This is a genomic window from Pseudomonas sp. 37 R 15, assembly GCF_900004865.1.
Lineage (GTDB): Bacteria > Pseudomonadota > Gammaproteobacteria > Pseudomonadales > Pseudomonadaceae > Aquipseudomonas > Aquipseudomonas fluorescens_AM.
The window spans coordinates 64,070-81,916 of record NZ_CVTV01000057.1; the positions used below are offsets into that span (position 1 = coordinate 64,070).

The 17,847-nt window shown below is 60.3% G+C and carries 20 protein-coding genes and 1 pseudogene; 13 read left to right on the plus strand and 8 right to left on the minus strand.

Annotation, left to right across the window (positions count from 1 at the left end; translation table 11 throughout):
- Positions 1-258: 258 nt before the first annotated feature.
- Entirely contained in the window at positions 259-408 is a 150-nt protein-coding gene (locus BFQ04_RS29775) for a hypothetical protein (RefSeq protein ID WP_175413311.1), read from the minus strand.
- 182 nt (positions 409-590) lie between these two features.
- On the opposite strand from BFQ04_RS29775, the gene BFQ04_RS22985 reads away from it, so the two are divergent.
- A complete protein-coding gene (locus BFQ04_RS22985; protein WP_065952786.1) occupies positions 591-845 on the plus strand; it encodes a hypothetical protein in 255 nt (84 codons plus the stop codon).
- Between the two features lie 31 nt (positions 846-876).
- Positions 877-1,179, plus strand: a complete 303-nt coding sequence (locus BFQ04_RS22990; RefSeq protein ID WP_065952787.1) for a hypothetical protein — start codon at positions 877-879, stop codon at positions 1,177-1,179.
- Here BFQ04_RS22990 and BFQ04_RS30525 read toward each other — a convergent pair.
- Positions 1,176-1,274: pseudogene (locus BFQ04_RS30525) on the minus strand (ompetence-damaged protein); the annotation flags it as partial. The gene BFQ04_RS22990 and the pseudogene BFQ04_RS30525 sit on opposite strands and share 4 nt — an antisense overlap.
- Positions 1,275-1,493: 219 nt before the next feature.
- On the opposite strand from BFQ04_RS30525, the gene BFQ04_RS23000 reads away from it, so the two are divergent.
- The 4 genes from BFQ04_RS23000 (at position 1,494) to BFQ04_RS23015 (ending at position 3,222) form a co-directional block, all read left to right on the plus strand.
- Positions 1,494-2,246, plus strand: a complete 753-nt coding sequence (locus BFQ04_RS23000) for an OBAP family protein (protein ID WP_065952789.1) — start codon at positions 1,494-1,496, stop codon at positions 2,244-2,246.
- A gap of 98 nt (positions 2,247-2,344) precedes the next feature.
- Positions 2,345-2,626: a hypothetical protein gene (locus BFQ04_RS23005; RefSeq protein ID WP_065952790.1), complete on the plus strand. Its 282-nt coding sequence runs from the start codon at positions 2,345-2,347 to the stop codon at positions 2,624-2,626.
- A 90-nt stretch (positions 2,627-2,716) separates the two neighbouring features.
- Positions 2,717-2,974: a DUF6555 family protein gene (locus BFQ04_RS23010; protein ID WP_065952791.1), complete on the plus strand. Its 258-nt coding sequence runs from the start codon at positions 2,717-2,719 to the stop codon at positions 2,972-2,974.
- A complete protein-coding gene (locus BFQ04_RS23015; protein WP_065952792.1) occupies positions 2,971-3,222 on the plus strand; it encodes a hypothetical protein in 252 nt (83 codons plus the stop codon). Before BFQ04_RS23010 ends, BFQ04_RS23015 begins: the two co-directional genes overlap by 4 nt.
- Before the next feature lie 118 nt (positions 3,223-3,340).
- On the opposite strand, the gene BFQ04_RS23020 is transcribed toward BFQ04_RS23015, so the two are convergent.
- Positions 3,341-4,198, minus strand: coding sequence for an SDR family oxidoreductase (locus BFQ04_RS23020; RefSeq protein ID WP_065952793.1), 858 nt, complete (start codon positions 4,196-4,198; stop codon positions 3,341-3,343).
- A 308-nt stretch (positions 4,199-4,506) separates the two neighbouring features.
- On the opposite strand from BFQ04_RS23020, the gene BFQ04_RS23025 reads away from it, so the two are divergent.
- Complete coding sequence (locus BFQ04_RS23025; RefSeq protein WP_065952794.1) at positions 4,507-4,806, plus strand: hypothetical protein; 300 nt, start codon at positions 4,507-4,509, stop codon at positions 4,804-4,806.
- Complete coding sequence (locus BFQ04_RS23030; RefSeq protein WP_065952795.1) at positions 4,806-5,024, plus strand: hypothetical protein; 219 nt, start codon at positions 4,806-4,808, stop codon at positions 5,022-5,024. The genes BFQ04_RS23025 and BFQ04_RS23030 overlap by 1 nt, the downstream gene beginning before the upstream one ends.
- A gap of 48 nt (positions 5,025-5,072) precedes the next feature.
- On the opposite strand, the gene BFQ04_RS23035 is transcribed toward BFQ04_RS23030, so the two are convergent.
- Positions 5,073-6,572 carry a sensor domain-containing diguanylate cyclase gene (locus BFQ04_RS23035; protein WP_065952796.1) on the minus strand — a complete coding sequence of 500 codons (1,500 nt, stop codon included), beginning with the start codon at positions 6,570-6,572 and terminating at the stop codon, positions 5,073-5,075.
- 127 nt (positions 6,573-6,699) lie between these two features.
- Positions 6,700-7,725 carry a protease SohB gene (gene sohB / locus BFQ04_RS23040; protein WP_065952797.1) on the minus strand — a complete coding sequence of 342 codons (1,026 nt, stop codon included), beginning with the start codon at positions 7,723-7,725 and terminating at the stop codon, positions 6,700-6,702.
- 192 nt (positions 7,726-7,917) lie between these two features.
- Between sohB and BFQ04_RS23045 the strand changes: the two genes are divergently transcribed.
- The 3 genes from BFQ04_RS23045 to BFQ04_RS23055 all read left to right on the plus strand — a co-directional run bounded on the left by BFQ04_RS23045 (position 7,918) and on the right by BFQ04_RS23055 (position 9,829).
- Positions 7,918-8,628 (plus strand): histidine phosphatase family protein, encoded by a 711-nt coding sequence (locus BFQ04_RS23045; RefSeq protein WP_065952798.1) that lies wholly within the window; start codon positions 7,918-7,920, stop codon positions 8,626-8,628.
- Between the two features lie 56 nt (positions 8,629-8,684).
- Positions 8,685-9,002, plus strand: a complete 318-nt coding sequence (locus BFQ04_RS23050) for an SCP2 sterol-binding domain-containing protein (protein WP_065952799.1) — start codon at positions 8,685-8,687, stop codon at positions 9,000-9,002.
- 494 nt (positions 9,003-9,496) lie between these two features.
- The gene (locus BFQ04_RS23055) at positions 9,497-9,829 is read left to right on the plus strand and encodes a hypothetical protein (RefSeq protein WP_065952800.1); all 333 of its coding nucleotides are present in this window, start codon (positions 9,497-9,499) and stop codon (positions 9,827-9,829) included.
- Between the two features lie 21 nt (positions 9,830-9,850).
- On the opposite strand, the gene BFQ04_RS23060 is transcribed toward BFQ04_RS23055, so the two are convergent.
- Positions 9,851-12,505 (minus strand): MGH1-like glycoside hydrolase domain-containing protein, encoded by a 2,655-nt coding sequence (locus BFQ04_RS23060; protein WP_371914539.1) that lies wholly within the window; start codon positions 12,503-12,505, stop codon positions 9,851-9,853.
- 265 nt (positions 12,506-12,770) lie between these two features.
- On the opposite strand from BFQ04_RS23060, the gene BFQ04_RS23065 reads away from it, so the two are divergent.
- Positions 12,771-14,147 carry a 2-oxoadipate dioxygenase/decarboxylase HglS gene (locus tag BFQ04_RS23065; protein WP_065952801.1) on the plus strand — a complete coding sequence of 459 codons (1,377 nt, stop codon included), beginning with the start codon at positions 12,771-12,773 and terminating at the stop codon, positions 14,145-14,147.
- 62 nt (positions 14,148-14,209) lie between these two features.
- On the opposite strand, the gene BFQ04_RS23070 is transcribed toward BFQ04_RS23065, so the two are convergent.
- Positions 14,210-14,434, minus strand: a complete 225-nt coding sequence (locus BFQ04_RS23070) for a DUF465 domain-containing protein (RefSeq protein WP_065888320.1) — start codon at positions 14,432-14,434, stop codon at positions 14,210-14,212.
- A gap of 175 nt (positions 14,435-14,609) precedes the next feature.
- Here BFQ04_RS23070 and tkt point away from each other — a divergent pair, with 175 nt between their 5' ends.
- A complete protein-coding gene (tkt, locus tag BFQ04_RS23075; RefSeq protein WP_065952802.1) occupies positions 14,610-16,667 on the plus strand; it encodes a transketolase in 2,058 nt (685 codons plus the stop codon).
- Positions 16,668-16,722: 55 nt separating this feature from the next.
- Here tkt and BFQ04_RS23080 read toward each other — a convergent pair whose 3' ends face one another.
- The gene (locus BFQ04_RS23080; protein WP_065952803.1) at positions 16,723-17,517 is read right to left on the minus strand and encodes a class II aldolase/adducin family protein; all 795 of its coding nucleotides are present in this window, start codon (positions 17,515-17,517) and stop codon (positions 16,723-16,725) included.
- Between the last annotated feature and the right edge of the window lie 330 nt (positions 17,518-17,847).

The following is a 17,847-nucleotide window of genomic DNA, read 5'->3' on the forward strand; positions in this document are numbered from 1 at the left end:
AGTGCGGCTAACCCGGCGTCCTGCCGGGTTACCCACGGATTCAAGCCTGCGTTCGGCCAGCGTGGTTTAACGGGGCGCCTAAGATCAAGATCAAAAGCAGATCAAGATCAAGAGCGACTCGCTGCGCATCGTGGTTAGCGTGCGTAGAAACCCATGCCCCGATGAGGGCGTATCAGTAAGCACATTGTTAACTGACACACCGCCATCAGGGGCAAGCCCCTCCACCTTTCCACCGTGTGCAACCTGGCGAAGCGCAGCCTACTTGCTGTCGTCGGCCTTGCCTTCCTGCATTTGCACCGAAGACTTGCTGCCGCTGGTGTTGTCCTTGGTGGTGTTATCGGAATTGTCGAAGCAGCCGTGCAGCAGGAACACGCTGCAAAGGCTCAAGCCCATATAAAACTTTTTCATGAAGTCACCTGGTGAGTAAGCGCAATAGTGGTCATCCCTTGCTGCGTGAGGCCCGTGCGCAGGCATGAACGTTCCCTGCCATGGCGGTGAGACTGACGAATGGTGTGCCATTAACTTGCTAGCTGTTACGCACAGGATATTTGAGCTAACCTTGATCCGCTAAGGCCTGCTCCGGTGATCCCATGGACACGTTGACCAGAACGCAAATCGAGCAGGCTCTTTCAGAGCGGCTGCCCAATTGCATTGTCACTTGCACGATCAATCCGGACAGCAGCCTGTCCGTCACGGTGCTCGCGCCCGACGCCAATCAGTTCACCATCGCCAATATCAACCGCGCCCGCTACCACGGCGAGTCAGGCATCAACCGGCTGGTACGCGAAATCCTCGAAGACATGGTGGTGTCCCGAAAAACATCCCGTCTATCATCCGTGGGCTAACTGCTGCGACAAGAACAGAGCGAGGCTTCCCATGCCGCATACCTCTGCTACACCAGCGCAACACTGCACAATCGATTACCTTCAAGACACGCTGTTTGGCGTAAAGCCGCTTTCCTGTGAGTGCCAGGCCCGGATTAAGGAGAACGGCGAGTGCGTAACGCTGCGTATTCTGTCGCCTTGGCCGCAGACGTTGGAAAAGGCCCATACGGTTACGATCAAGGGAGAAGGCCGCACCTATCATGGCGTCCTTCTGCAAGCCCACGCATCCGACACCGATGAACTGGTGTTGAACGTTGCACGTCAGCCGCAACGGCCGGGGGCAACTGATCGCTAACCGCGCTCCCCCGCCAATGCGCGTTGGTGAAAAGGAGACAGCCACTTCAACCCATGCACCGCTGCAGCAAGCTGCACCTGCTCGCGCGACCCCACGCCCAGCAGGCGCTGTTTGGCCTGCGGCGAGTAGGCGACATAGCCACACTCGATAGCGGTGTCCATTCGCGCGATTGAACATTTATAAAAATGACCCGGGACGTCGAGCGGTTGTTCCGCCAATCTTGCGTCGGGCATGCAGCGCATCAATCCGGTTGAACACCCACTTCGGCAGGCTTTCTAGATGTGCTCTACAACCGCCCATGGAGGGATTGCCCAATGACTATTACCCGCCTGCATTCTGTGTGCCTGGCGATTTCGATTGCCTCGCTGACCGCCTGCGCCGGCAATGATTCGGCCTCGAACGTCGTCGCGCCCGGCGAAGCCAAGTCAGCCACCACGCGCAGCCTCGACGCCGGCGCCGCCCTATTGCAATCGCGCCCGCCCATCGACGCGCTGAATGCCTATCTGGACGGCTTTCACTTTTACAACGGCCATCCCGACGTGCAAATGGAAGCCCATCACTACTGCGCCATCCTCAATGAGGAGGTGATCCAGTGTGTGATTTACGACGGCAACCGCAAGGATGCCAAGTTGATGGGGGTGGAGTACATCATCAGCGAGCAGTTGTTCAACACGCTGCCTGCGGCGGAAAAGGCGCTGTGGCACAGCCATGTGCATGAAGTGAAATCGGGCCAATTGGTCGCACCCGGTATTCCAGGGGTGGCCGAACACGCGCTGATGGAAAAACTGGTGCATACCTACGGCAAGACCTGGCACACCTGGCATACCGACCTGCACAAGCGCCTGCCGCTGGGGGTTCCGCAATTGATGATGGGGTTTACCGCCGACGGTCAGGCCGACGCGAAGATGGTCGCCGAGCGGGATCAGCGGCTGGGGGTCGACAGTGCCAGTAAAAAAACCGACCGCGCCGACATTGTCGCTCCGCCCATCGCGCCCGGTGCGGACGCCTGGCGTCAGGGCAACATCATCCAGATCGTCGATCCCACCCAGACCGCTCACCAACACTGACGGCGGCAGCCGGTCATTTGGATTGAACGATCATTTGCCGGCGCTTGCCCAACAAGAATCGGGGCGCATTTGCTGCCCTTTGCACAAGGAATCCGTCCATGTCTTATGACCATCAAGACACCGTCAGCATCATCACCGCTTCGCGCCATCTGGGCACCGAAGATGATGAATGCCTGAATGAAAATGTCGATATAAAAATGACCCGCAGTGGCAAGCCAACCATTGTCCGCGTGGATTTTTCCGCGCCGCTGCAATGGCCCGGCCATCCCAACTCCGTCACGGTCAACCTGCCCGACGGCACGTCCCTCAGCGGTGTCATCGTGGCCTTGGAACGCCCCGCCGACGGGCCAGGCTCGGTCACCTTCACGGTGGACGATTGAGGCAGAGCGCACGTTATCGCATTGTCTGACAACTTCTTTGAATTATTCTTGACGCCAAATATCTGTAGTTCATGAGCATAGGGAGGCCTCATGAAAAACAACGAGTTATTCACCATCAATTATCAGCTTCACGGCAAGCCCAGGTCGTTTATCGTGCGCGCGGCGCGCATGAATAACGCTGAAGCATGGCACTGGGCCAGTTGCGATGCCGGCGTGGCGGTCATCCCCAGGTTCGGGCAAAACAACCTCAAGCGCGTCTCCAAGCCAATGGCGGAAAAATACGGCATTACGGACGTGCGCTGGAGCGGTGCTGCAGCTATCCAATGGGCGGAGGGGGTTACACCATGAACAGTCAGGTGAACAGCCAGGTGCCGGACTTTGCAAAGCGGCAGGCGGTGGACGCCGAGGTGGCGCACTACAGTCAGATGTTTTTCGAAGCGGATCGACTGGATGCGCTGGCGTACGAAATCATCGAATCCTACAGCGGCGATGCGGCCATCTGGGCGCGCTTCACCGAGACCAAGAAGTCTGCGGATGCGCAGCGTACCGCCGCTTATCGAGAGTGGATGCGCATTCACCGCGCCAGCAAGAAGTAAACCAGCGGTCCGAAAGCACTGAGTACCCAATGTGGGAGGGGCAAGCCCCTCCCACATTTAGATATGCAGCGTACTCGGCATCGTCGTCGCCCCCGCCTGAGCAAGCGGGGGCGCACGTTCAGAGGATCGGCTTGCCTCCCGTCACGCCAAAGCGCTCGCCAGAGATATAACTGCCCTCGTCCGACGCCAGCAGCACATAGATCGGTGCCACTTCCACCGGCTGGCCGGGCCGACCCAGCGGCGTGTTGCCGCCAAACTCCTTCACCATGTCGTCGGTCATCGTCGACACGATCAGCGGCGTCCAGATCGGCCCCGGCGCCACGCTGTTCACGCGAATCCCGCGCTCGCCCAGCATCTGCGCCAGGCCTGCTGTGAAGTTGGCAATCGCGCCCTTGGTGGCCGCATAGGGCAGCAGTGACGGGTTGGGCATGTCGGAGTTGACCGAGGTGGTGTTGATGATCGAACTGCCCTTGGCCATGTGCGGCAGCGCCGCCTTGCAGATCCGGAACATCGCGGTGATGTTGATGTTGAAGGTTTTTACCCAGTCTTCGTCGGGGATGTCTTCCAGCGATTGGTAGGTCATCTGGAACGCGGCGTTGTTGACCAGTACGTCGATACGTCCGAACTGCTTGACCGTGTCATTGACGATGGCGCTGCACTGCGCCGCCTCGCCCAGGTCGCCGGGCAACAGCAGGCACTGGCGCCCCGCCGCTTCGACCCAGCGCGCGGTCTCTTTCGCATCTTCGTGTTCATCCAGATACGACACCGCAACGTCGGCACCTTCGCGGGCAAAAGCAATCGCCACCGCACGCCCGATACCGCTGTCGGCGCCAGTGACCAAGGCAATCTTGTTGGCCATTCGGCCCGAGCCTTTGTAACTTTGCTCACCGCAATCGGGCATTGGGTCCATCTTGCGCTGGTCCCCGGGGACGGGCTGCTGCTGTGGCTTGAAGGGTGGCTTTGGGTAGTGGGTCATCGGATTCCCTCCTGTGTATGGATAGTGTTGCGAGGGTTGTCCGAGCACGATAGTTCAGAGCAATTTCAGGAAAATCAGATGACCGTTGCTTTGGCTTTTTTCAGCCCTTGCCGTGCTCCAGCGAAGACGGCGTGGTGGTCAGGCCGCGTGGGCTGGACGCTGCCCCTGCCATCTGAATCTAAAAAAACGATAGTTGCGACGGAACTGAATCGTTGAATTGATCAATATTTCAAAGGCAAGCAAATTGATACCGTCGCTTTCCAGGCCGGTCACAGCCTTATCGGAACCTGTTGAAGAAGGATTTACGCATGCAACACGCTGATCTCTACACAAAGCGGATGGCCTGCCGCCAACTGGCAATGGAGCAAAACCAGAAGCTGTTCAATGAAGCCAACGCCATCAGCCGCGAGGCATTCGACCTGTTGGAGTGCGTCGATTTCGATAGCGCAAAGTTCGATCAATACCTGCGCCTGCGCGCCAAGGCCGAAGCGCTGTTCCGTGAGGCGATCGAGCATTTGGGTGTGCTCAACACACATTTCCCGGCGCCCACATCCAGCGTGGCGATCGACGATGCGCCGGTAGTGATGCTTGAACAGGAGGTGGCGTGATGAATAATTCACAACGGGCCTGGGAGCTGGCGATGGTGCTGGTCGCCAACGGCAAGATCCCGTTCGACCCTGCGAACCCGAGCGGATCGATAAAGATCCTTTCGCGGCATCTGCAAGCGTTGGAAACCGCCCTGCATGAGGAAGCAATGGCGAACACACCGGTTGAGCGCTTGCGCAAGCTCGGCAGTCGCCAGTGCGCTCTGGCGTGTGCCGATTGAGCTTGAGCCAACAAGGTCAATGTCGGAGGGGGCAAGCCCTCTCCCCCATCAACTCAGCGCAAATCCATTGCGCCCCGCCGACTTCGCGCCATAAAGCGCCTTGTCGGCCGCCTCGATGAAGCTGAGCACAGGCTCCAGTTCAGCACCCGCAGCCGCTGCAACGCCGATACTCACGCTCACCCGTCCCAACGGACTGCCCGGATGTGCGATGTTTTCCCGCAGCAGCCGATCAATGACCAGTTGCGCCACCACCACCGCACCATCGCTGTCAGTCGCGGGCATGATGATGGCTAATTCCTCTCCGCCGTAACGTGCCACCAGGTCAGAAGGCCGGCGCACACAGGTCTCCAGCAATGTGCTGACCCTCTGCAGGCAGGCATCGCCGGCGACGTGACCCAGGGCATCGTTGTAGCGCTTGAAATAGTCGATATCGATCATCAGCAAGGCCAACGTCGTGCCATCGCGTTGCGCCCGGCGCGCTTCCAGGGCCAGGGTCTCATCGAAGCAGCGGCGGTTGGCCAGGCCGGTCAGCGCGTCCTTCAGCGCCAGCAGTTCAAGCTGCCGGTTGGACTCGATCAACTGTTGCTGGGCGATACGCAGCGCGTCTTCCACCAGGGTTCGCCGGCGAATATCGAGGATCAGAAACCAGCCGATCAAACCGGTCAGGCCGAGCAGTCCCGCCACCACCACCGCCGACAACGCCGCTTCCGTTCGCCAGGCTGCCAGCGACTCGTGCTTGCCCAGGGCAACGGTGGTGATCAACGGCAGGCTTTCGCTTTTGCGGAAGGCATACAGCCGCTCTACGCCATCCAGGCTGGAGGTGTACGACGCGGTGCCGACGGAGCGGTCGACCAGGTATTGGGAGTAGATGGGCGACTTGGAAAAGTTGCGGCCCATGTCCTGCTCGCGAAAGGGGTAGCGCACCAGCAAGGTGCCGTCGGTATAAGACAAACCGATCGCGCCTTCCTGACCGATGTCGAGTTTACCGAACACGTGCAGAAAGTTTTCCACCCCCAGCGTCACGGCGACCACGCCGGCGAAGTGGCCGGCCGCGTCATCGAAGCGGCGGCTGACGGTCACTACCCATTCCTGGTTGGTATGGCTCTGGATCGGCGGGCCGATGAACGGCTCACGGCTCGGATCGTCGCGATGATGGATGAAATACGCACGCGCGCTACTGTTGGCACCCGCCGGAATCAGGCGATTGGAGGACATCAGCCAACCGCCCTGCCGGTCATAGATGGTGATGCCGCTCAGTTGCGGCATCAGCGGCTGTTGTCGACGGATCAACGCGTTGATGCGCTGGATCTGCGCCGGGCCACTGCCTTCGGTTTCCAGGCGCTCGACCAGCCCCAGCAACAGCAGCGCACTTTGCCGCACGATGCCTTCGGTGTAGGTGTTGAGCGCCTGGGCCAGGTTCAAGCCATGCACGTCCACTTCCGCCAGCGCCCGCTCACGGGAAGAGAGGACTTTCCAGATCGTCAACGAAGTCAGGGAACAGCCGATGACCAACAGCAAAAGCATCACAAGACGGGTATCACGCTTCACGTCAGCACCTTAAGGAAGCCTGGTATGTGTTCCAGCCATCATTCGAACGTCGGTACTCACAGCGGCCACCGGTTCCGGGGCGCACGCATACAAGCCGTCTGAAGGACCCGCACCAACAGAGCAGCTTTTACCAGAACCGCTGCTGGGTCAGCCGGCTCCACCAGGTCAGCAACACACGATCCACCGAACCACTGGCGGCCAGCCCTACACGCTCCTGCAAGCTTTTACGCTCGGCATAGTGCAGGTGGAACACCTCTGCGGTGCGGGCTTTGGTGGCCAGGTACTCGTCGCTGGTCTGCAGTTCGTCGACCAATTGCTTGTCGAGAGCGGCAACACCCAACCACACTTCGCCGGTGGCCACCTCGTCAATCGCCAATTGCGGGCGATAACGCGAGACGAAGTTCTTGAACAACTGGTGGGTGATGTCCAGGTCTTCCTGGAACTTTTCGCGGCCCTTCTCGGTGTTTTCGCCAAACACCGTCAGGGTGCGCTTGTATTCGCCGGCAGTCAGCACTTCGAAGTCGATATCGTGCTTTTTCAGCAGACGGTTGACGTTGGGCAACTGCGCCACCACGCCGATGGAACCGAGGATGGCGAACGGGGCGCTGATGATCTTCTCGCCGATGCACGCCATCATGTAGCCGCCGCTGGCCGCGACCTTGTCGATGCACACGGTCAACGGCACGCCCGCCTGGCGAATACGCGCCAGTTGCGACGATGCCAGGCCGTAGCTGTGCACCATGCCGCCGCCGCTTTCCAGGCGCAGTACCACTTCGTCTTTTGGGGTGGCCAGGCTCAGCAATGCGGTGATTTCATGCCGCAGGCTCTCGGTGGCCGATGCCTTGATATCACCGTCGAAATCCAGCACGAACACCCGGGGCTTGGCCTCAGGCTTGTGCTTGCCCTGATTTTTTTCGGCTTTGCTTTCGGATTTGCGCAGGGCCTTGAGCTGGTCCTTGTCGAGCAAGGACGATTCGAGGCGCTCGCGCAGGCCCTTGTAGAAATCGTTCAGCTTGCTGACCTGCAATTGGCCGGCGGCTTTACGACGCCCTTTGCTGCGCAGGGCCGCGAAGCTGATCAGCACCACCACAATAGCGACCACCAGGGTGACGGTCTTCGCCAGAAAGCTCGCGTATTCGGCCAAAAAATCCATATGTCTCCTTAAGAATGCACTGCGCCAGGCGCGGATGGCCCAGCATACCGGCGCCACTGCCTGCGGACCAGTGCCCAGACCGCCAGCAACGCGCCTCTAACGGGCTTTTAAAACAAGCGTATGTTTTTTCATTGACAGCTCGCGGGCATCCTCATAACCTCGCCAGACTTTCAACGTACCGGGAAAACGGACGTGGGCAGCATCTATCTGATTCGACATGGCCAGGCCTCCTTCGGTGCAGACGACTATGACGTCCTGTCGCCCGTCGGCGTGGAACAGGCCCAGGTACTCGGTCGCCACCTGGCAGAGCTGGAGCTGACGTTCGATCGTTGCCTGTCGGGTGATCTGCGCCGCCAGCAGCACACCGCCACCGCTGCGTTCGATCAATACCGCGCCCTGGGCCTGCCGGCTCCGCCCCTGGAAGTCGACAGCGCATTCAACGAATTCGACGGCGAGGCGATCATTCGCGGCCTGCTTCCCGATCTGCTTGGCGCCGAACCCGACGCCGCGCACATCCTGCGCAATGGCGCGCAGAACCGCAGCGAATTCCAGCGCATCTTCGCCCTGATCATCGAGCGCTGGCTGGCCGGCACTTACGACCCACCGGGGCTGGAAAGCTGGCAGGGGTTTGTCGAGCGTGTCGAGGGCGGCTTGCAGCGCATCCTTGAAGCAGCCGACAACTCGCAAAAGATTGCAGTGTTTACCTCCGGCGGCACCATCACCGCCCTGCTCCACCTGATCACCCGAATGCCGGTCGCCCAGGCGTTCGAACTGAACTGGCAAATTGTTAACACCTCGCTCAACCAGCTGAAATTCCGCGGTCGCGAGGTGGTACTGGCTTCCTTCAACAGTCATGCCCACTTGCAGCTGTTGAAGGCGCCGCAGCTCATCACTTTCCGATGAGCTGCGGCCAACCGTGACCCCAAGGTCACTGGACTCCACCCTAAAGGATCGAAACCATGACTGACGTAGCCAAAGCTGTAGAAGCAATGAAAGCCAAATTCAACCCAAGCGCTGCCGAAGGCCTGGACCTGGTATTCGGTTTCCGTATCGACGACACCCAGAACTTCTCGCTGGTGGTGAAAAACAACACCTGCGAACTGCTGCAAGGCGAAAACCCTGACGCCCAGGTTACCCTGGTGACCGACGGCGAAACCATGGAAGGCATCGTCGACGGTTCCACCGACGGCATGCAAGCGTTCATGAGCGGCAAACTGCGCACTGAAGGCGACATGATGCTGGCCATGAAACTGAGCGAGCTGTTCCCAGCCTCATAACGCCGCGCTCAAAAAAATCCCGCCTTTCGGCGGGATTTTTCGTTCAGCCTGCCTCCCGGTCAGCGGGTATTTGCATTATCCATTTCTTCGAACGTGTCCATGTGTACGCAGGGTCATTACCATCGTTTTCACGAATCACGCGCCCTTCATACTCGGCGGCGAATTTACCTGATTCAGACCTTTTGGTGGCGGGGATTTTTGGCTGCCATTTCGCAAGCAATGTAGTTTTAATGTGGGAGCTGGCTTGCCTGCGATGGCGGTGGGTCAGCCCACCCGTGTGTGGCTGATACACAGCCATCGCAGGCAAGCCAGCTCCCACAGAAAAGCGAATCAGTGGTGCAGCTTAGATTTTCGGCAGCAGCAGAGCATTTATCCACCTATAAGGATGAGACGGTTTATCGCCAAAGACTCTTAATTACTGGTATTTCTCACAGTAGTTACTGAACAACGATAAGCGCACATTGAAACCCTCTGACACCCAAGAGGATTTCATAATGGAAAGCCAGTCCGACACCAGTGGGAATGTAACGGTATCGATCAACCCCGAAGAACAGGTCAATATAACCACGAAGAACCAAGACACAATGACCACCCAAATCATCGGCTTGAGCGAGGACAATACGAGCGTTATCACCGCATCAGGCGCTAGCATTAGAATTGATGAAATCATTGGTATTTCCTCGCCTGCGGCGCCTCGAACAGCAAGGTTTGTCAGCGGAGTAGTGTTGGCGGCAGGTGGTCTTGCCACCACTGTGGCCGGCGGCAACAAACCGAACCCGCCGCTCACATTCACCTACATCAATGGAATCAAGGTTCCACTCAACTGACGCTATGTTGCTGCCGCTCTGTCACGACCTGCCCTTGGGCTGCAGCAACAACGCCACCAACGCACTCCACCCCGTCTGATGCGACGCCCCAAGGCCACGCCCGGTTTCGCCGTGGAAATACTCATGGAACAACACCAGATCGCGACTGGCCGGGTCCGCTTCCAATTGCGCATACCCCGCCATCGAAGGGCGCAGGCCATTTTCATCGCGTAGAAACAAGCGCGTGAGGCGCTGGCTGAGGCTGTTTGCCACTTCCTCAAGGGACGCCAGATAACCGCTGCCCGTAGGGTACTCCACCGAGAAATTATCCGCGTAGTAGCGGTGAAACTCGCGCAGCGATTCGATCAGCATGTAGTTCACCGGCATCCACAACGGCCCGCGCCAATTGGAGTTGCCGCCGTACAAGCGTGAGTCGGACTCGCCGGGCTGGTAGCGCGCGCACAGGGTGTCGCCGTTCATCTTCAGCGCCAGCGGCTGTTCGGCAAAGGCCTTGGATAACGAGCGCACGCCAAACGTCGACAGAAACTCATGGTCATCGAGCATGCGCCGCAGCAGGTCCTTGGTGCGCTCGCCACGCAGCAAGGCGAGCAACAGGCGGTTGCCCTGCCCCGGTTCGTTCCAGCGCGACACCAGCTTGGCCAGGTCCGGCCGGTGTTTCATAAAACCCAGCAGTCGCTCACGCAGGCCTTGCAGCCCTTCGTGCTCGCGCTGCTCCAGCACCAACACGGCAAACAAAGGCATCAGGCCGACGATGGAGCGCAGGCGCACCGGCTCGTTCTGGCCGTCCGGGCTGTGCAGCACATCGTAGAAGAACTGGTCCTGCTCATCCCACAAGCCTTCGGCGCTGTCGTCCACGCGGTTGATCGCGCCGGCGATGTACAGGAAGTGCTCAAAGAACTTCACCGCGATATCCACGTACACCCCATTGCGCTTGGCCAGTTCCAGGCCAATGCGCATCAGGTCCAGGGCATACGCCGCGACCCACGCGGTGCCGTCGGCCTGATCCAGCTGGTAGCCGGGCGGCAAGGTGGCCGAGCGGTCGAACAAGGCGATGTTGTCCAGGCCCAGGAAGCCGCCCTGGAACAGGTTGCGGCCCTCGGCGTCCTTGCGGTTGACCCACCAGGAAAAATTCAGCAGCAGCTTGTGGAAAATCCGCTCGAGAAAGTCCATGTCGCCCACGCCGGTCAGCGCCTTGTCCTGCTGATACACGCGCCAACTGGCCCAGGCGTGTACCGGCGGGTTGGCGTCGTCGAAACGCCATTCATACGCCGGCAGCTGGCCATTGGGGTGCATAAAGCGATCTTTAACCAGCAACAATAACTGTTGCTTGGCATACCCCGGATCAATCAGCGCCATTGCCACGGCCTGGAAGCCCTGGTCCCAGGACGCGTACCACGGGTATTCCCAGGTGTCGGGCATGGACAAAATGTCGAAATTGGACAAGTGCCGCCAATGGGTATTGCGGATATGCAGGCGCTCGGGCGGCGGCGCGGGTTGGGCCGGGTCGCCGTCGAGCCACTGGTTTACATCAAAGTAGTAGAGCTGCTTGGACCACAGCAACCCGGCCAGGGCCTGGCGCTGCACATTGCGCGCGTCAGCATCGGCAATGCCTTGCTGCAAGGCGGCGTAGAAGTCGTCCGCCTCTTGGCGGCGCAGCTCGAACAGCTTGCGTGCATTGACCTCGGGCGCGTCCACCGGCGCAAACCGCAGGTACAGGGTTTTGCTCTCCTGGCCCGCCAGTTCGAGGCTGAAACGCGCGGCAACCTTGGTACCCGTGTCGCGGCGAATTGCAGAGTCTGCGCCGCCCACCACATAGTCGTTGATGCCATCCTTGAACGGCCCCGGGGCCGGTTGCCCATCGAGCTTTGTGACGTTGCTTTCGTTTTCGCAGAACAGCCACTCCAGGCCGTCCTGGCCCCAGGCGCTGAGGTGACGGTCAGTCAGCTCATGATGCCGGGCCAGCACCCGCTCACCGTCCAGGCACAACTGCGGCTTGGGCGCGTCAAAGGTCCAGCTCCAGTCATTGCGCGCCCACAGTTGGGGCAACACCTGCACACGCGTCGGCTGGTCCGCGCGGTTGTGCACGGTGACGCGCATGAAAATATCGTCAGGCTGATGCTTGGCGTATTCGACCGTTACATCACAGTAGCGGTTGTCTTCGAATACGCCGGTGTCGAGCACTTCGTACTCGGCATCCTCAAGCCCACGGCGGGCATTTTCGGCGAGCAGGTCGGCGTAGGGAAACGCCGCATGGGGATATTTGTAGAGCATGCGCATGTAGGCATGGCTCGGCACGCCATCGACGAAAAAGTACAGTTCCTTGACGTCCTCACCGTGGTTGCCCTCGGCGTTGTCGAGGCCGAACAGGCGTTCCTTGAGGATCGCGTCGCGCTCGTTCCACAGCGCCAGGCCCAGGCACCAGCGTTGCGCCTTGTCGCTGAAACCGGCCAGGCCATCCTCGCCCCAACGGTAGGCGCGGCTGCGTGCATGTTCATGGGGGAAATAGGCCCAGGCGTCGCCATCGGCGCTGTAGTCCTCGCGCACAGTGCCCCATTGGCGTTCACTCAAGTAAGGCCCCCACTCGCGCCAGCATTCGGCATCCTCCGTCGCCAGCCGCTGGCCTTCGAGGGTGTCGAGTATCGGGTGTGTGGGTGTGGCCGTCATTGAGTGCTCCATCGCCTGCCGGATGAGCAGCAGTGTAGAACCCAATGACGCCCGGATGCACATGAAGACTTGGAAGAGGGCGTACGTGTAGTTGAAGATCAGGCGGGTCTGGTCCTGGTCGGCGGTGCCGGTGTGTTTGCCAGATGTGGTCATATTCACGTCATCTCATTCATTTGCAGAATGAAGTCCAGAGGATTCTTCGTTTGCAAGCCGGCACGCCGCTCAACAAAATCGGGACAAGGCCACTTTTGTCATCACAGCCATCAGGAATTTTTCTATGCACGCCACTGCACATGTCAGCCCCGATGAGATCCGCAAGGGCTTTTCCAAGGCGATGTCCGACATGTACCGGGATGAAGTTCCGTTGTACGGCGCGCTGCTGGCGCTGGTGGCGCAGACCAATGCCCACGTGCTGGAGAGCGACCAGGGCCTGGCCGGGCAGCTGCACCGCACCGGCGAGATCCAGCGCCTGGGCATGGAACGCCACGGTGCGATCCGCCTGGGCACCGCCGCCGAGCTGGCGACCATCAGCCGCCTGTTTGCCGTGATGGGCATGCAACCAGTGGGCTATTACGACCTGACACCGGCGGGCGTGCCGGTGCATTCCACCGCCTTTCGCGCCGTGCATCAGCAGTCACTGCAAGCCAGCCCGTTCCGCGTGTTCACCTCGCTGCTGCGCCTGGAGCTGATCGAAAACCCCGCGCTGCGCAGCTTCGCCGAAACCGCCCTGGCCAAGCGGTCGATCTTCACCCCAGGGGCCCTGGCGTTGATCGAGCAGGCCGAAACCGACGGCGGCCTCGATGCCGAGGATGCCGAGGCCTTTATCCGCCAGGCGCTGGAGACCTTTCGCTGGCACCACAGCGCCACCGTCACGGCCGAACAGTATCGGCAACTCAGCGACCAGCATCGCCTGATCGCCGACGTGGTGGCCTTCAAAGGGCCGCACATCAACCACCTCACCCCGCGTACCCTGGACATCGATCAGGTACAGGCCGCCATGCCCGCCCACGGCATCACCCCCAAAGCCGTGATCGAAGGTCCACCGCGACGCCATTGCCCGATCCTGTTGCGCCAGACCAGTTTCAAGGCCCTCGACGAACCCATTGCCTTTACCGATGCCCAGGGCAGCCACAGCGCGCGCTTCGGTGAAATCGAACAACGCGGCGTCGCGCTGACGCCCAAGGGTCGCGCCCTGTACGACCAGTTACTGAATGCCGCCCGCAATGAACTCGGCGCGTTCCCTAACGAGGCCAATGCCGCGCGCTACGAGCAATTGCTGGAGCAACACTTCCAGGCATTCCCGGACAACCACGCGCAGATGCGCGAACAAGGCCTGGCCTACTTTCGCTATTTCCCCAGCGAAAAAGGCCTCGCAGCCCGCGGCCAGCCCGACCCACCGCGCACGCTGCAGGCCTTGCTCAGTGCAGGGCACGTGGAGGTGGAACCGCTGGTGTACGAGGACTTCCTGCCGGTGAGCGCAGCGGGGATCTTCCAGTCGAACCTGGGCGATGCCGCGCAGAGCCACTACGCGGCCCATTCAAACAAAGCCGAGTTCGAAAAGGCGCTGGGCCGCAGCACGATTGACGAGTTGCAGTTATATGACGAAACGCAGCAGCGTTCCGTGGAGGCGTGTGTGAGAGCACTGCTGGTATAAAAAAGCTGCCGGTATAAAACGCTGCAGATATAACCAGAGCGTCCACCGGCAGCGGTTTTTGCTTAACCCAACTTCGCGACAATTTCGTCTTTGATCAGCAACCGTTTCTTCTTCAACTTCTCCACGTCCTCATCACTGGCGCTTGCCGATTCAGCCTTCAGCACCTCCCCGTCGGCAGCGTCGTATTGCGTAAGCAGCGAGTCCAGCCGTTTGTCCCCCGCCCTGCGCTCGTGGACAACTTCCTTGCTCAACCCCAAGTCCTGATACAGGTCGTGTTTCACTGGCATGACTTACCTCCACAAGTTGATCAATGGCCTACCCCTTGAAGCTAGCCCATTGACCGGGGTGTTGTCATGTTTGCAGTCGATACAGCCCCGTTCGTCGCAACCCTGGCGATGGGATCAAACCTTTTGGCCTGCCCTGCCCTCCACTGTAGATCGCCACTCGAGGGAGACCGGTTTCATGAATCACACCGCAACCGCCGCCGACACGCAATGCATCAACACTATCCGCACCCTGGCCATGGATGCCGTGCAGAAGGCCAACTCGGGCCACCCCGGCACGCCCATGGGCCTGGCGCCGGTGGGTTATACGTTGTGGAGTCGTTTCCTGCGTTATCACCCGGAGCATCCCGACTGGCCCAACCGTGACCGGTTTGTATTGTCGGTGGGGCATGCATCGATGCTGCTGTATTCGCTGCTGCACCTGGCCGGCGTGGTGGAAATCGACGCCCACGGCAAGCGTTCCGGTGAGCCGGCGGTCAGCCTGGACGACATCAAACAGTTCCGCCAGATGAGTTCCAAGACCCCGGGGCATCCCGAGTACCGCATGACCACCGGCGTGGAAACCACCACTGGCCCCCTGGGCCAGGGCTGCGCCAACAGCGTGGGCATGGCCATGGCCGAGCGTTGGCTGGCCCGGCGTTTCAACCGCGACGGCCAGGTGCTGTTCGATTACGACGTCTACACCCTGTGCGGTGACGGCGACATGATGGAAGGCATCAGCAGTGAAGCGGCGTCGATGGCCGGGCATTTGCAGCTGGATAATCTGTGCTGGATCTACGACAACAACACCATCAGCATCGAGGGTCACACCGAGCTGGCCTTCAGTGAAGATGTGATCAAGCGCTTCCAGGCGTATGGCTGGCACACCGTGCATGTCACCGATGCCAATGATCTGCAGGCATTGAGTGTGGCGCTGGAGACCTTCAAGGCCAATACCGGCGCACCGACCCTGATTGTGGTCGACAGCGTGATCGGCTACGGCTCGCCGCACAAACACAACACCGCTGCCGCCCATGGCGAGCCGCTGGGCGAGGATGAAATTCGCCTGACCAAGGCCGCGTATGGCTGGCCGGAGGACGCCAGTTTCCTGGTGCCCGATGAGGCGCGCACAACATTGCGCGATGCACTCGTTGAGCGGGCCGAGCCGCTGTATGCCGAGTGGAACCAGACCTTGGCCTCCCTCGACCCACAACGCGCCGATGAGCTGCAGCGCATGCGTGCCGGGGAAATGCCCGAGCATTGGCAGGCCGATCTGCCGAGCTTTGCGGCCGATGCCAAGGGCGTCGCCAGCCGGGCGTCGGGCGGCGAGGTGCTGAACGCCTTCGCGCACAACATCCCCTGGTTGCTGGGCGGTTCTGCGGATCTGTCGCCGTCGACCAAGACCAACCTCACCTTCGACGGCGCGGGGCGTTTCAGCGCCGACGACTACAGCGGGCGCAACCTGCACTTCGGCATACGCGAGCACGCCATGGGCGCGATTGCCAACGGCATGGCGCTGTCCTACCTGCGGCCGTACACCTCGACGTTTCTGGTGTTCAGCGATTATATGAAACCGCCGATCCGGCTGGCGGCGATCATGGAGTTGCCGGTGATATTCGTGTTTACCCACGACTCCATCGGCGTGGGTGAAGACGGCCCGACGCATCAACCCATCGAACACCTGACCCAACTGCGCGCCACCCCGGGCTTGCTGACCCTGCGCCCAGGGGATGCGAATGAAACCCTTGAGTTGTGGAAGGTGGCGCTGGCGCAAACCCATCGGCCCAGCTGTGTCGTGCTGTCGCGCCAGCCGCTGCCGACCCTGGACCGTAGCCGTTACGCGTCGGCCGCAGGTGCGACCAAGGGCGCCTATGTGTTGGCCGGTGCGGACAAGCCAGAGGTGATCCTGATCGCCACCGGCAGTGAAGTCAGCCTGGCGGTCACGGCCTACGAGCAACTCACGGGCGAAGGCATTGCCGCGCAGGTGGTGTCGATGCCCAGCTGGGAATTGTTTGAAGACCAGGACCAGGCCTACCGCGACAGCGTCTTGCCGCCGACCGTGAAGGCCCGGGTGGTGATGGAGCAGGCCGGCCCCCTGGGCTGGGATCGCTACGTCGGACAGTCTGGCGCCAAAGTGGTGATGAACAGCTTTGGCGCCTCGGCCCCCCTGTCGAAGTTGCAGGAAAAGTTCGGCTTCACCGTGGAAAATGTGGTGGCGCTGGCCAAGCAGCAAATCCAGCACACCCGGCCTGAATAAACGGCGGCAATGCACAGGGGGCTTGCTCCCTGCTGCATCCGCGTGCGGCTCGGGATCAATGTTTATAGTCGGTATCGGTGCGCTCCAACTGCCGAATCAATGCATTCCAGTGTCGCGTCACCCCAGGCCCTTCCCCGCTGCTGAAGACCTTGGCCTGCTGCTCGACCCTGGCCACCACTTCAGCGGGCGGGAAGACCAACTCCGCCTTCCCGCCTGCCTGCGCCGCAATCTGAATAGTGCACGCCCGCTCCAGCCCTTGCAGTTGTTGAAACGCATGCTCCACGCTGATGCCTGCCGTCAACAGCCCATGGTTACGCAGGATCATCACACTCTTGTCGCCCAGGTCCGCCACCAGCCGCTCCCGCTCGTCCAGGTCCAGGGCCACCCCTTCGTAGCCGTGATAGGCCACACGACCGGAGAAGGCGATGGAGTGCTGGGAAATCGGTAACAAGCCGTCCTTCTGTGCGGACACCGCAATACCGTCACGTGTGTGGGTGTGCAGCACCGCTTGCAAGTCGTGGCGGGCACCGTGGATGGCACTGTGGATCACGTAGCCGGCGTAATTGATGCCCAGCCCGGTGGGATCGTCGACCAGGGTGCCGTCGAGGTCGACCTTGACCAGGTTGGAGGCGCTGATCTCATCGAATAACAGCCCGAAGGCGTTAATCAGGAAATGTTCCTCGGGCCCTGGCACACGGGCGGAGAAGTGCGTGTAGATATGGTCGGTCCACTTGTACAGGGCCGCCAGTCGATAGGCGGCGGCCAGTTTGACGCGCACCTCCCACTCCTCTGGCGTGACGCGTTGGCGGACGGTATTGGCGACACTCGATAGCGAGGTAACGCTGCTCATGGCAAAACTTCCCGGATGGCCTTAAGGACTTCAAGGCCAGCCTAGGGGATGCCCAGTAATAATAAAAAGCACATTTTAATCTAAGCTAATTATTATTAATTTTCATAAAACAGTCACAACAACACAAGACCAATGTGGGAGGGGGCTTGCCCCCGATGGCGGTGAGTCAGTCAACAGTGTGCTTACTGACACTCATCGAGGCATAGGTATCACACAACTCTGTAGCGCGAAACGTAACCACGATGCGAAGCGAGCCGCTCTTGATCTTGATCTTGATCTGCTTTTGATCTCAGGCGCCCCGTTAAACCACGCTGGCCGAACGCAGGCTTG

Excerpts from the sequence above, each read along its gene's own strand:
- BFQ04_RS29775 (WP_175413311.1), bottom strand. The coding sequence starts at position 408 with ATGAAAAAGTTTTATATGGGCTTGAGCCTTTGCAGCGTGTTCCTGCTG.
- BFQ04_RS22985 (WP_065952786.1), top strand. The coding sequence starts at position 591 with ATGGACACGTTGACCAGAACGCAAATCGAGCAGGCTCTTTCAGAGCGG.
- BFQ04_RS22990 (WP_065952787.1), top strand. The coding sequence starts at position 877 with ATGCCGCATACCTCTGCTACACCAGCGCAACACTGCACAATCGATTAC.
- BFQ04_RS23000 (WP_065952789.1), top strand. The coding sequence starts at position 1,494 with ATGACTATTACCCGCCTGCATTCTGTGTGCCTGGCGATTTCGATTGCC.
- BFQ04_RS23005 (WP_065952790.1), top strand. The coding sequence starts at position 2,345 with ATGTCTTATGACCATCAAGACACCGTCAGCATCATCACCGCTTCGCGC.
- BFQ04_RS23010 (WP_065952791.1), top strand. The coding sequence starts at position 2,717 with ATGAAAAACAACGAGTTATTCACCATCAATTATCAGCTTCACGGCAAG.
- BFQ04_RS23015 (WP_065952792.1), top strand. The coding sequence starts at position 2,971 with ATGAACAGTCAGGTGAACAGCCAGGTGCCGGACTTTGCAAAGCGGCAG.
- BFQ04_RS23020 (WP_065952793.1), bottom strand. The coding sequence starts at position 4,198 with ATGACCCACTACCCAAAGCCACCCTTCAAGCCACAGCAGCAGCCCGTC.
- BFQ04_RS23025 (WP_065952794.1), top strand. The coding sequence starts at position 4,507 with ATGCAACACGCTGATCTCTACACAAAGCGGATGGCCTGCCGCCAACTG.
- BFQ04_RS23030 (WP_065952795.1), top strand. The coding sequence starts at position 4,806 with ATGAATAATTCACAACGGGCCTGGGAGCTGGCGATGGTGCTGGTCGCC.
- sohB (WP_065952797.1), bottom strand. The coding sequence starts at position 7,725 with ATGGATTTTTTGGCCGAATACGCGAGCTTTCTGGCGAAGACCGTCACC.
- BFQ04_RS23050 (WP_065952799.1), top strand. The coding sequence starts at position 8,685 with ATGACTGACGTAGCCAAAGCTGTAGAAGCAATGAAAGCCAAATTCAAC.
- BFQ04_RS23055 (WP_065952800.1), top strand. The coding sequence starts at position 9,497 with ATGGAAAGCCAGTCCGACACCAGTGGGAATGTAACGGTATCGATCAAC.
- BFQ04_RS23060 (WP_371914539.1), bottom strand. The coding sequence starts at position 12,505 with ATGGAGCACTCAATGACGGCCACACCCACACACCCGATACTCGACACC.
- BFQ04_RS23065 (WP_065952801.1), top strand. The coding sequence starts at position 12,771 with ATGCACGCCACTGCACATGTCAGCCCCGATGAGATCCGCAAGGGCTTT.
- BFQ04_RS23070 (WP_065888320.1), bottom strand. The coding sequence starts at position 14,434 with ATGCCAGTGAAACACGACCTGTATCAGGACTTGGGGTTGAGCAAGGAA.
- tkt (WP_065952802.1), top strand. The coding sequence starts at position 14,610 with ATGAATCACACCGCAACCGCCGCCGACACGCAATGCATCAACACTATC.
- BFQ04_RS23080 (WP_065952803.1), bottom strand. The coding sequence starts at position 17,517 with ATGAGCAGCGTTACCTCGCTATCGAGTGTCGCCAATACCGTCCGCCAA.